The 12097-nt window shown below is 72.3% G+C and carries 10 protein-coding genes; 4 read left to right on the top strand and 6 right to left on the bottom strand.

The annotated features are described in order from the left end of the window. Positions 1-200 precede the first annotated feature (200 nt). Positions 201-998 carry a DUF6270 domain-containing protein gene (locus tag VM685_RS09710; protein ID WP_325459947.1) on the top strand — a complete coding sequence of 266 codons (798 nt, stop codon included), beginning with the start codon at positions 201-203 and terminating at the stop codon, positions 996-998. Here the strand turns inward: VM685_RS09710 and VM685_RS09705 are convergent. The 3 genes from VM685_RS09705 to VM685_RS09695 form a co-directional block, all read right to left on the bottom strand. After that, positions 958-2166 carry a hypothetical protein gene (locus tag VM685_RS09705; RefSeq protein WP_325459946.1) on the bottom strand — a complete coding sequence of 403 codons (1209 nt, stop codon included), beginning with the start codon at positions 2164-2166 and terminating at the stop codon, positions 958-960. The genes VM685_RS09710 and VM685_RS09705 overlap by 41 nt on opposite strands. Before the next feature lie 86 nt (positions 2167-2252). Continuing rightward, the gene (locus VM685_RS09700) at positions 2253-3278 is read right to left on the bottom strand and encodes a hypothetical protein (protein WP_325459945.1); all 1026 of its coding nucleotides are present in this window, start codon (positions 3276-3278) and stop codon (positions 2253-2255) included. Next, positions 3275-5209, bottom strand: a complete 1935-nt coding sequence (locus VM685_RS09695; protein WP_325459944.1) for a glycosyltransferase — start codon at positions 5207-5209, stop codon at positions 3275-3277. The genes VM685_RS09700 and VM685_RS09695 overlap by 4 nt, the downstream gene beginning before the upstream one ends. A gap of 244 nt (positions 5210-5453) precedes the next feature. Here VM685_RS09695 and VM685_RS09690 point away from each other — a divergent pair, with 244 nt between their 5' ends. From VM685_RS09690 to VM685_RS09680, 3 genes are read left to right on the top strand one after another with little or no spacing between them, the layout of a single operon-like run. Next, positions 5454-6464, top strand: a complete 1011-nt coding sequence (locus VM685_RS09690) for a hypothetical protein (RefSeq protein ID WP_325459943.1) — start codon at positions 5454-5456, stop codon at positions 6462-6464. 20 nt (positions 6465-6484) lie between these two features. Further along, complete coding sequence (locus VM685_RS09685) at positions 6485-8149, top strand: hypothetical protein (RefSeq protein WP_325459942.1); 1665 nt, start codon at positions 6485-6487, stop codon at positions 8147-8149. After that, a complete protein-coding gene (locus tag VM685_RS09680) occupies positions 8149-9264 on the top strand; it encodes a glycosyltransferase family 4 protein (RefSeq protein ID WP_325459941.1) in 1116 nt (371 codons plus the stop codon). The genes VM685_RS09685 and VM685_RS09680 overlap by 1 nt, the downstream gene beginning before the upstream one ends. Here the strand turns inward: VM685_RS09680 and VM685_RS09675 are convergent. Genes VM685_RS09675 through VM685_RS09665 form a run of 3 tightly spaced genes read right to left on the bottom strand, consistent with a single transcriptional unit; the run spans position 9261 to position 12075 of the window. Further along, positions 9261-10634 (bottom strand): hypothetical protein, encoded by a 1374-nt coding sequence (locus VM685_RS09675; protein WP_325459940.1) that lies wholly within the window; start codon positions 10632-10634, stop codon positions 9261-9263. The two genes, VM685_RS09680 and VM685_RS09675, sit on opposite strands and share 4 nt — an antisense overlap. Continuing rightward, positions 10631-10999 (bottom strand): hypothetical protein, encoded by a 369-nt coding sequence (locus VM685_RS09670; RefSeq protein WP_325459939.1) that lies wholly within the window; start codon positions 10997-10999, stop codon positions 10631-10633. The genes VM685_RS09675 and VM685_RS09670 overlap by 4 nt, the downstream gene beginning before the upstream one ends. Continuing rightward, complete coding sequence (locus VM685_RS09665; protein WP_325459938.1) at positions 10996-12075, bottom strand: glycosyltransferase family 2 protein; 1080 nt, start codon at positions 12073-12075, stop codon at positions 10996-10998. Before VM685_RS09665 ends, VM685_RS09670 begins: the two co-directional genes overlap by 4 nt. Between the last annotated feature and the right edge of the window lie 22 nt (positions 12076-12097).

Below are 12097 nucleotides of genomic sequence, written 5' to 3'. Positions count from 1 at the left end.
GCCGCGCCGTCCGTTCGTGCCGCCCAAGATATCCCAAAGGTGGCTTAATTGGGGTGAACGCGGAATGCCCGCCGGCGAGCGGGGTCCGCTTCTCGCCCGGAACGCCCGGAGCGGGCGGAGAGATGCTTGCCGCCCCCGCATATGTCAATGGCGCGGCCCGGCGCCGTGCTAGAAGGGCCCGGCACGGTCAGGGAGAGGGCATGTCGCGCGTCGCCATCGTCGGGAGCTGCATCACGCGCGACCTGTGGCCGGTGCGCGGCGAGGCCCTGGAGGGCGTTCTCTACGTCTCCCGGACCAGCCTGCCCAGCCTGTTCTCCGCCCCGGTCGCAGGCTTCCGCCCGGCGCCGACGCCGCCTGGCGGGCTGCGGCAGCACCAGCACCGGGCGCTGGTGGCGGACCTGACGAAGACCGCCCTGGCCAGGCTCGTCGCCTTCCGGCCGACCCACCTGATCTTCGACTTCATCGACGAGCGGTTCGACCTGCTGTCCGTAGGCGGGGCGCTCGCCACGCGCAGCTGGGAGCTGGAGGCCAGCGGCTATCTGGCGCAGCGGGCGTTTCGCGGCGCGCGGCGGATTCCCCGCACCTCGGCGGGCTGCGAGCAGCTTTGGCTGGACGGCGCGGCGGAGTTCGCCGCCCTGGTGCGCGCCACCCCGCTGCGCGAGGCGCGGCTGATCCTGCACAGCGCCCGGTGGGCGGAAGAGCGGCAGGCGGCCGACGGAAGCAGACGGCCGCTCGCCGACGTGGAGGTGCTGCCGGGGGAGCCTGCGGACATCGGCGTCCACAACGCCCTCCTCGCCCGCTACGAGGCGGCGTTCATGGGGCTGATGCCGCCCATGAGCGTGGTCGAGGCGCCGAAGGCCCGGGTGGCCGACGAGACGCACCAGTGGGGCCTGAGCCCGTTCCACTATGGTCGCGACTACTATGCCTCGATCTGGCAGGGGCTGAAGGCCCTGGGCGTCAGCGCGGCCCCCGGCCTGCCCAGTGTTCCAGCGGCGTGAGGCCGGCGCGAACCAGCTCGGGGGTGGCGGCCAGGTAGGCGGCCGTCGGAAAGCCCGGCCGGGGCTCGCCCACGGCCCAGGCGCCGCCCTGCAGATAGTCGACCAGCGGATTGACGCCCGGCGCCAGGGCTTCGCCGCGCACGGCGACGTAATGGGCGCTGTCGAACCAAGGACCGGGGCTGCGCCCCTCCGCGCCGCCGCCCATGACGAAGTGGGTCAGGGGCTCGGCGCCCGTCGCGGCGATATCGGCGTACCGCTCCAGGTACCAGGCCGGGTCGAACAGCGGGTGCGGCGAGAGCCCGTCGCGCCAGCCGCCGGCGAGGTAGTGGACCAGCGGGGCCACGGCGAGGTTGCGCGGCGCCTGGCGGCGATACCAGGCCGGATCGAACAACGGGTGCGGCGAGAGCCCTTCGCTCCAGCCGGCGCGCAGATAGTGGGTCACCGGATCTTCGCCGGGGGCGAGATCGGGCCCCTGGGCCACGTAGTGGACGACGTCGAACAGCGGGTGGGGGCTACGGCCCTGCGCCGCGCCTTCGCGGATGAAGTGCTCCAGCGGCGAGACCCCCGTGGCCGCCAGCGCCGCGGCGTTCTCCCGGGCGTACCAGGCCGCGTCGAACAGCGGGTGGGGGGCACGGCCCTCGGCGGCGCCCGCGACGAGGTAGTGGACCAGCGGCGCCATCTTCGAGGCGCTCACGTCGGCGTAGGTCGCCAGGTACCAGGCCTGGTCGATGGCCGCCGGCGGAACGACGGTCGCGTCGCCCCGGCGGCGGGCGTAGGCGGCCATGTGCCGGAAGTCGAAGGCGGCGCGGCCGGTCCCGCGCCAGAGTCCCGAGCGGGCGATCACCGCAGCCTGGCCGAACGAGCCCAGACGCACCAGGACGCGGTCGAGGGTCTTGGACAGGCGGTTGTGCCGGCGGCGGCTCGGGCGGCTGCGCTCCGCCAGTCGCAGGGCGGCCTGACGGCGCAGGCGGCGCTCGAGGTCGGCCCGGCCGGCGAGGGCCTCGGTGAGCGCGAGCGTAAGCTCGCTGCGGGTCAGCGCCTCGCGCACCTGGGCCTGGTGGGCCGCCGCGCGGGCGGACTTCAGCTCGGCGAGCCGTCCGGCGACGGTCTCGACCTTTGCCATGACGGCGGCGTAGGCGTCCTCGTTGGCGGCGGCTGGTTCGGCCAAGTCTGCGGCCGCAGTCTGGGCGGCCCCTCCCCGTTCGATCGTCGTGGTTGTCTCGGGCTCCGCCCCCGCCCTGTCAAGGCGAGCGGCTAGAGCCCTTCGGTCGCGAGCCATTCCTGGAAGCTCCCCTGGCCAGAGGCGAAGGGGTTGGGGAACGCCGCCTGCAGATCCTCGCGCTGGCGGTAGAGGACGCGCTGCGGCTTGGCGATCTTGGCGCCGTCCTCGAAGGCCTCGTAAGCCCAGTAGCGCTCGGGGATCGCCGGCTCCGTCGCCGCCGTGACCAGTCGCTTGTACCAGCTCCAGATTTCGTAGACCGGGAAGTTCCGGCCGGCGTACTTCTTGGTCATGGTGTCGCCGAGCGGGCCCAGCTTGGTGAAGTGCCAGAAGCGCAGCGGCGCGCCGTTCACCAGGACCCGCCCGTCCTTCTCCACCGAGACTTTCCGGGTGCTGAGGTTCCAGCTGGCCACGTTGTAGCCCGGGTCGCGGATCACCTTCACCCTGTCGAACAGGGCCGGCACATGGTCGCACCAGCGCTGGTCGACGAAGAGGCCGTTGGGCATGTCGTCGTAGCAGTAGCGGAGCAGCCGGTCGTTCCACCACTTCGCGAACCGCGCACCCTCGCCCGTGGTGCGGATCGCCACGAAGCCCAGGTTGAAGATGCCCGTGCGCGAGGCCGACAGGTCGTTGTCCTGGATCGCTGTCGGATCGTCGTTGGGGTCGATCAGGTGCGGGGTGAGCAGGATGTCGTGGTCCTGCAGCCAGGCCAGCAGCGGGTCGAGCGGCGCGAGCAGGGCCGTGTCCGGATCGAGATAGATGGCTACGTCCACGCCGGAGGCGCAGGCCTGGTGGATGAAGGGCCCCTTCACCGCCGTACAGACCTCGACCACGTCGTGCTTGAAGAGCCAGCTCTCGAAGTTCGGGATGCCCAGGTCGCGGGCCCAGACGACGCGGTCGAACGGCTCGGCGGCCGGGTCGAAGGCGAAACCCTCCGGCGGCTCGTCCGTGATCAGGGCGACCAGCTCCCAGTCGGGATGGAAGCGGCGGAGCGTCTGGAACAGCACCCGCGCGCGGTTCAGGTAGGAGAAGGTGAAGCTGGAATAGCAGAGGACCTTCACGGCGCGGTCTCCGGCGCGATCAGGTCCACGGTCAGGGCGCTGAACGCCAGGTCGTGCAGCATCGGCTTGCGCCGGGCGCGGGCGAGCTCGGCGATGCGGCCGCTGTCGAGCGCCTCCGCAAGCGCGGCCTCGTCCGGCAGCACCCAGCCGTGGCCGCCGTCGCGCACCAGGGCCTGGACGTTGCCGCTGTCGGGCCCGGTGATCACCGCACAGCCGGCGGCGATCGCCTCGTAGGCCGTGAAGGAGAAGGTCTCGCGGCAGAGCGGCCAGATCAGCACCGCGTCGACCTCAAGGGCCTCGAGCGTCTCCTGCATGAGCCGCGGCTGCGCCTCGGTGACGCGCACCTCGTGGAAGGCGGCCGGCACGCCGCTCTGCGTCCCCACGCCCAGGTGCAGGAACTCGTAGCGTTCGTCCCCGACGTGCTTCAGCACCAGCTCACGGAAGATCCCCCAGCCCTTGAACGCCGCCGGGATGCCCGCGAAGGCCAGGCGGAAAGGCCGGCGCGCGCGCGACACCGGAGCAGGACCACGCTCCACCAGCCGGGCGTGCGGCAGCACGACCTCGCCCTTGGCCGGGAAGCTCCAGCGGGCCTTCCAGAGGTCGAGGGTCGGCTGCGACGGGCTGACGACGGTCAGGTCGAGGCGCTCGAACAGCCGCTGGTGTTCCGTCAGGTGGCGCATGCGGTGGGGGAAGTAGGCGCAGATCGAGCAGGCGGCGCTGTCCGGCGGCGGGGCGGCGCAGTCCTCCACGTCGTTGCGCAGCAGGTGATAGCCCGAGCAGAGGCTGGCGAAATCGTGCAGCCAGAACCAGCCGGCCTGGAGCCCCGCAGCGGCCAGGATGTCGGCCGTTTCGTCCGCGGCGTGACCGAGCAGGCTGTGGATCGCGAAGCTGCGCTGGCCGGCGGGGCCGGCGCCTGCGGCCTGCTTCAGCACCCGGGCGATCACCTTCGGGGAGTAGACTCCCACGTTCTCCCCGTTCCAGACCACCCCCAGCTTGCCCGGCTCGCCAGTCGTCCTCACCACCGGCCAGGGCTTGGCCGGGTAGAGGTGCAGGTGGTCGCGGCCCAGGGCGACGATCCGGGCGTCCTCGCGCTGCAGGCAGAGCTGCACGCCGCCCGTGTTGGCCCTGTAGTCGTCGTGGCTGAAGGTCACGTGCAGGTCGGCGAGGCCGGTGCGGGACCGGCCCAGCGCCTTCGCCAGCGCCGCGACGGTCCCGAGCTTCAGCTCGGCCGACGCTTTCGCCACCTCGGCGACCCGGTCTTCCAGCGGCCGCAGGCGGGCGATCACCTCATAGCGGAAACCCAGCTCATTGCGCGCCATTCGCCCCTCGGCGCGTCCGGTGCGCACATAGTGGACGAAGGGGTTCATCCCGGCGTGGGCGATGTCAGGATAGGTCTCGAGGTAGTCCTTCACCGAGAACTTCGGGTGCGGATCGCGGCCCTCGCGCCAGCCGGTGATCAGGAAATGGTCCAGCGGGTCCATGCCGGCCGCGGCGATGTCCTGGTGGGCCGCCAGGTAGAACTCGGCGTCGAACTCCCCGGCGAGCAGCTCCCGCTCCACTCGGCGGGCCTGCGCCTCTTCCTCCTCGGCGTTGGCGGCCTCCGGCTGCGCCTCCGCGAACTGCGCGGCGGGACCGCAGACCGGCGCCCGGTCGGACGGGAAGACCTCACGCCCTTCGTAGCGGCCGTGGCGCAGGTAGTGGAACAGCGGCTCGACGCGCGCGCGACGGACGTCGGCGTGAGCGTCCAGATAGGCTCTGGAGGAGAACCACGGGGCCGGATCGCGGCCCTCACGCCAGCCCGCCGACAGGTAGTGCCGCACCGGGTCCAGCTCGGGCTTGTCCAGGTCCGGATAAGCGGTCCGGTAGAAGGCCGCGTCGACCGCTGTGGAGACGACCCGGTAGACCTCGTCATCTAAGGCCGTGACGGCCATGCGGCGTAAATTCCCTTCGCGGCGGCCCGGGCTTGTGTGCAACAGAAGACCCTGACAAGCAACCGCCGCCCCGGCCCTTGCGACCGATTGCGACGGCCCGTACAGCCAAGGCTTTCCCGCCGCCAGCGGACCCAGGATGACGACCCAGGAACCGGCCCCAAGCGCAGCGCCCCAGATCGTCCGACGGACGAGCGAACGGACCGCCTACCTGGTGCTCGGGATGCATCGGTCCGGCACCTCGGCCGTGACTCAGCTGCTGGCGCTCGCGGGCGCACACCTGCCCGAGCACGTGATGCCGGGCGACGAGCACAATGCGAAGGGCTACTTCGAGCCCTGGAAGATCGCGCTGTTCAACGACGAGCGGCTGCGGGCGGCCGGCTCCGCCTGGAACGACGTCTTCGCCTTCCCGCACCGCCCGCTGGCGCGCAAGGACGAGCGGGTCTGGCTGAGCCGCGCGCTGGACCTGTTCCAGGAGGAATATGGCGACGCCCGCCACCCGCTCCTGAAGGACCCGCGGGTCACGGTGCTCATGCCCTTCTGGCGCACGGTGCTGGAGGACCTGGGGATCGGCGTGCGCGCGGTGATCCCGGTGCGCCATCCTCTCGCCGTGGCGGGCTCGTTGTCGCGCCGCGACGGCTTCGCCACCGAGACGTCGATACTCCTCTGGAGCGCCTACATGCTGGCCGCGGAGGCCTACACCCGCGACCTGCCGCGGGCTTTCGTGAGCTACGATGGCCTGCTCGGCGACTGGCGGAGCGAGGTCAGGCGGATCGAGGCCGCGCACGGCGCGCCGCTGCCGAACCTGACCGACAAGGCCGGCAGGGCGATCGACCGGTTCCTGACCCCGGAGCTGCGCCACAACGCCGGCGCCGGCGAGCTGGCGGCGCTGGGCTGGGCGGGCGCGCTGACGGCGGCCGTGCACGACTGGTTCGAGGCTGCGGCGACCGGCGCGGCGCCCGATCGCGCGCCGCTGGAGCGGGCTGCGGCCGAGCTGTCGCGTCGTCGCGAGGAGATAGGCGTCCTGGTCTCGCCGACCGCCCGGGACCTGGACGCCACACGCGCCGAACTCCGCGAGCTGCGCGACCGGGCCACGGCCCGGGAGGCCGAGTTGCGCGAGACGCTGAAGAGCGATCGCGAAACGCTCGAGGCCGGCTGGCGCGCCGACGTCGAGCGGCTCCAGGCGGAACTCGAGACCATGCGGCGGCGCTGGGCCGAACTCTCCCGCCGCCTCGACAGCATGCTGGCCGAGAGCTGAGCGGCGGGCTGCGGCGGCGGATGTCTACGCCTGATGCCATGGCCCTGCGGCAGGCCGCCTGGCGCGAGCGCCAGCGCCTCGCGGACGACCGCTGGCGCCGCTTCCAGGCCGCCAGCCGCAAGAAGCATGCTGGGCGTGCAGCCCGCCTTCTCCCCACGGCCGCCACGCGCCTTCTGGCGCGCGGCAAGACGCCTGGCCGGGCCCTGCTGCTGGCGGCCTCCGGTGCGTGGGAAGCCGATATCGGCGCCGGGCTCGGCAGCCGACCGGGCGAAAGCTCGAAGCTCCTCGACTATGTGCGCGCCGGCCCCGACCCGGCCGCCCAGCCCCGCGCCCTGTTCGACCAGGCCTGGTACCTGGAGCACGCTCCGGCGCTGGCCGGCAGCCGCTGGGCGCCGCTTGCCCACTACCTGGTCCTGGGCGACCTCGAGGGGCGCAGCCCGCATCCGCTGATCGACCCGCGGCGTCTGCGCGCGCCGGGCGACCGGCTGACGGCCCTCCAGCATTTCCTCTTCCGGGCCGCGGCCGAGGGGATCGATCCCCACCCCCTGTTCGATCTGCGCTTCTATGTGGGTCAGTCGGAGGACGTGGCGGAGACCGGCGAGAACCCGCTGGTCCACTACCTGCGGCGGGGCTGGCGCGAGGGCCGCGACCCTCACCCTCTGTTCTCCAACGCCTGGTACCTGGCCCGGACTGCTGGAGCCGCCGAGGCGGGGATCGCGCCGCTGCTGCACTACGTCACCACCGGCATGGCGGCCGGGGCCGATCCGCACCCGCTGTTCGACACCGCCTGGTGGGGCCGCGAGCCGCGCCGCACGGCGCCGTCCAGCGATCCGGTGAGCGACTTTCTGCGGACCGCCGGGCCGACCCGGCGCAGCCCTTCGCCCCGGTTCGACCCGGACCACTATCTCGCCCAGGCGGGCCATGCCGCCGCGGCGGCGGCCAACCCCCTCCTGCATTACCTGACCGTGGGAACCTTCCTCGGCTTCTCCCCGGCTCCCGGCTTCGACGAAGCGGCCTGGTTCGAGGCCCATCCGCAGGCCGCCAGCGAGGCCCGGAGCGCGCTCGAGCTCGCGGTGGGGGCGGAGCCGGCGTCGGCGCGCGCGGCGCCGCCGCCCCGCGACGACTGGGCGGCCTACCGCGCCGAGATCGGCCCCGCGCCCCCCGCCCGCACGCCGGGCCTGGAGCCGCAGGCCTTCGTCGTGCGACGCGGGCCGCCGGGGGACCTGCCGGCGGCCGACCGGCTGCTCGCCCGCCACCGACTGGCCGGCTTCTGCCACGAGGTCAGCGGGCCGGACGAGGCCCGGGCGCTCTGGGCGGCGGGAGCGGCGCACCTTCCGTTCCTTCTGAGCTGGACCGGCGCAGGGGGGAAGGCCGCGCGTGACGCGCTCGGGCCCGCGCTCACGGCCGAAAAGGCGCTGCGGATCGATGGTCGGCCGGTGCTGCTGGCCCCGGCCGGAGCGAGCGATGAACTCGGGGCCTTCCACGTCCTCCAGCCCGGGGCCCTGCCCTGCATCCGCGCCGACGCCGCCGGCCCCGGCGTGCTGCAGGCCCGGCTGGAGCGGACGATGGCGGAGGCTCCGCTGCTGCTGGTCGACGACTGGGACGCGCTGGCCCCCGGGGCCTTCGGCCACGCCTGGCTGGAAGCCTGCGCCAACGCCTACGACGCCGAGCTGCTGGAGCGGTGATGGCGGGTCGGACGGTCACCCTGGTGGGCTATCCCTTCGCGCCGACCGGCATGGGCGAGCACCTGCGCGTGACCCTGCACGCCCTGCGCGCCGCGGGCGTCGAGGTCCGGCTGCTGGACGTGGCCGACACCCGCAGCCACCCCGATCCCGCCTTTGAGCCGCTGCGATCGCTGGTCACCGACCGGCTCGGCGGGCTGAACGTCTTCTGCGTCAACGCCGACGAGGTGGACCGGGTGATCGACGCCCTGGGCCGGGCGGCGTTCACGTCGGCCACGAACGTGATCTATCCGGCCTGGGAGCTCGCCCGCTACCCCGCCCCCTACGCCCGCGCCGTGGCCCAGTTCGACGAGGTCTGGGCGCCGTCGGTGTTCATCCGCGACGCCATCGCCGGAGCCATCGGACGGCCGGCCCACGACATCCCGCTGGCCGTGGCGCCGCGGGTCTCGCGCTTCCTCTCGCGACGCTATTTCGACATCCCCGAGGCGCCGTTCACGGTGCTGTTCTTCTTCGACTTCGCCTCCTACGCCGAGCGCAAGAACCCGGGCGCGGTGCTGAGCGCCTTCGAGCAGCTCGTCGCGCGCCGGCCCGAGGCCGACCTGCACTGCGTTATGAAGGTGCGCGGCGTGCCCGCCGACCGACGGGCGCGCGACGCCTTCCAGGCCCGCCTCGCCGCGCTCGGCGAGCGCGTGCAGACCCTCGAGGGCGACTTCACCGACAACGAGATCAAGAACCTGATCCGGGTCTGCGACGTCTTCGTCTCCCTGCACCGGTCGGAAGGCTTCGGGCGCGGTTCGGCGGAGGCCATGGCCATGGGCCGGCCGGCGATCGCCACGGGCTATTCCGGCAACGTCGACTTCATGCCGCCGGGGACGGCGCTGCTGGTGGACTACGACCTCGTGCCCGTTGCGCCCGGGGCCTATCCCCACGGCGAGGGCCAGGTGTGGGCCGAGGCGTCGGCCGAGCACGCGTCGCGTCTCATCGAGGGCCTGTTCGACGACCCGCGCGCCGCCGCCGCCCTGGGCGAGCGCGGCCGGCGGCACGTGCGCGAGACCCTGTCGTACGAGGCGGTGGGTGCGCGGTTCCTGGCGCGCCTGAACGCGCTCCAGCGGGCCTAGACCCTGCGCCGTTTCCAGACCGCCGGGTCGAGGGACAGGTAGAGCAGGCCGGTCAGCGCGGCGAGGTCGAGGAAGTAGAGATAGCGGTAGTCGCAGGCCAGGGAGATCACCAGGAAGCTGGCGGTGAAGCCCAGCGCCGCGATCTGCAGCCCGATCACCGCGATGTCCTCCGGCCGCCGGCGCAGGAGGAGGGCGGCGGCCACCAGCAGCGACAGGACCGCATAGGCCGCGTGCGACATGACCGGCGTGTCGAGGAACCAGGTGACGTAGTTGAACAGCTCCTGGTCGTCTCGGTCGCGGCGCGCCTCCATGCCGAGCCTGGCCAGCTGGTCGGGTGGGCCATCGACGCCCACGTGCACGGGCAGGCAGCGGTCGATCACCGGGGCGGCGAACACCCAGCGGAAGTCGGCGAAGCGGGTCTTCAGATAGATCCCCGGGTGCTCGACGATCAGGTCCAGCCACTCGGCCCTGATCGCCTCGTCCGGCAGGCTCCAGAAGGTGGCGCCCACCTTGGGGTCGCGGTCCAGGAAGTCGATCCGCTGGGGCGAGTACTGCGCGCCGGCGCGCCGGCGCAGCTCGTCGTCGGCGTTCGGATCGGCGCGGTCGATATGCTCCAGCGGCAGGGTCGGATCCAGGGCGAGCGCGCCGGCGATGTCGTACTGCTGCACGAGCCGCACGCCGCGCGACACCGCCACGTCGTCGGTCTCCCGCGCGGGGATCGCGACGGCCGAGAGGCTCTGGGTGACGAGGGCCACCGCCACGAGCCAGCCGAGGCTCCAGCCGGCCATGACCTTCCAGCCGCGCGCCCGCAGGGCCCAGGCGATGACGGCGGCGGCCGGGATCCAGGCGACGAGCCCGTTCTGGCGCACCAGGGCGGCCATGGCGAACAGCAGGCCCGCCGCGGCGAGTGAACCGAGCGGCCGGCGCCCCGCCGCCCAGCCCTGCGACGCGGCGATCAGGCAGATGAAGCCCAGCGTCGCGCTGTTGGCGAAGAACACGTCCTTCCAGACGATCCCCTGGTAGATCAGGATGTTGGGCGTGAGCACGACCGCGGCGGCGACGACGACCGAGAGCCAGGACGCCCGGCCGGCCATCCGCAGCATCCAGACCCAGCCGCCGAACAGCATCAGCCCGCTGGCGGTCACATAGAGCGCGGCGCCCGACAGCACGGCGTCGAACGCGCCGAGCAGCCAGGCATAGAAGGGGGGGCCCCAGGTGATACGCTCGTGGAATCGGCCCTCGTAGAGGGAGAGCACCGGATCCACGGACATGTGGCCGGGAAGGTTGGCCGCCAGCATCAGCAGGTAACCGGCGACGATCACCCAGCGGGTGGCGTCCATGGCGGCAACCGGCGCCGCGAACCGGCTCACGCCGCCGCTCCCGGGCGGGCGACCACGAGGAAGAGCCCCGCCATCATCAAGAGGTAGCCGGCGGCCATCGACCAGGAGAATGCCTCCTTGAAGACCAGCCAGCCCATGGTCGGGACCAGGCAGGCGCCCACCAGCGAGAAGGCGTAGGCGGTGGACAGCGGCACCCGGGTCAGCACGTAGAACCAGAGCAGCGCGGTGAGCGCGTACCAGACGAAGGCGCCCATCAGCGGCCAGTTCTGGAGGACGCGGAGCAGGAAGGGGCCGGTGAGCCGACCGTCGTAGATCGCCCCCCATTTGAACATGATCTGGCCGAGCGGCATGACGACGGCGAAGGCGCTGCAGAGCGCGATGTCCTTCGGCGTCACTGGCGTGCGTCCTCTTCCTCTTCCATCCGCGCGATCGTCCGCAGGTAGGGGTGAATGGGCCGGGTCGGCACGTTCAGCACGTCGAAGTTCATCGCCTGCAGGAGGAACTGGGCGCCCAGGATGATCGGCAGGGCGGCGGCCATGACCACGCCGGCGGAGGCCGCCTGGCCGGGGACGCGCGTCGCCAGGTAGTGGGCGGCGTAGCCGACGCCGAACAGCACGCTGAACAGCCCGAACACCAGTTCCAGGCTGGCGGCGTGGAAGTCCCGCACGAAGTACTGGCCGAGCACCCGCTGGAGGAAGTTCTTCAGGTGCTTCAGCGCGAACGGCCCGACGATGGCGCTGATCCGCAGGTTGGAGACCTCGTCGGCGTAGCGGGCCGGCATCGGCACGTCGCGGACGACCGCGCGCAGGGTCCCCAGGTGGTAGAGCAGATCGGTCTCGAAGAAGAACCGCTTCGACACCCGCTTCTCCATGGCCATCTTCGCCACGTTGGCCTCGATGGCGGTGTAGCCGTTCGTCGGGTCGAAGATGTTCCAGTAGCCCGTGGAGAGCTTGGCCGCGAAGCTCAGCACCGCGTTGCCGAAGACCCGGACGGAAGGCATCGAGCGCAGGTGGCTGATCGAGGTGAACCGGTTGCCCTTGGCGTAGTCGGCCTCGCCCAGGAGGATCGGCGCCACCAGATGGGCGACGTAGCCCAGGTCCATCTGGTCGTCGCCGTCCACCTTGACCAGCACCTGGCCGCCGCGGCGCGCAGCCTCGCGGTAGCCGGCCATGGTGGCGCCGCCGACGCCCTGATTCTGCGGCAGGCGCACGACCACCACGCGCGGGTCGGTGTTCTCCGCCTCGATGAAATCGCCCGAGCCCTCCGGGCAGGCGTCATCGACGCAGACGATGCCCTCGACCCAGGCCGGCGTCTTGGCGATCACCTTGAGGATGTGCGCCCTGACCTTGTAGCAGGGCACCACGAGCCAGACGCCCGCTCCCTCCAGCTTCGGCGGCAGCACGCGCATCAGCTTGCGCCGGTCGTCCGGAGACAGCGGCGCCTGGCGCGCGATGTTGTCGAAGGACGTCATTTCTCTCAGAACAGGTCCGGCC

This window comes from Phenylobacterium sp. (assembly GCF_035539035.1).
GTDB lineage: Bacteria > Pseudomonadota > Alphaproteobacteria > Caulobacterales > Caulobacteraceae > Phenylobacterium.
The sequence above is the reverse complement of the archived record's forward strand: the minus strand, read 5'-3'. Positions and strand labels throughout refer to the sequence as shown.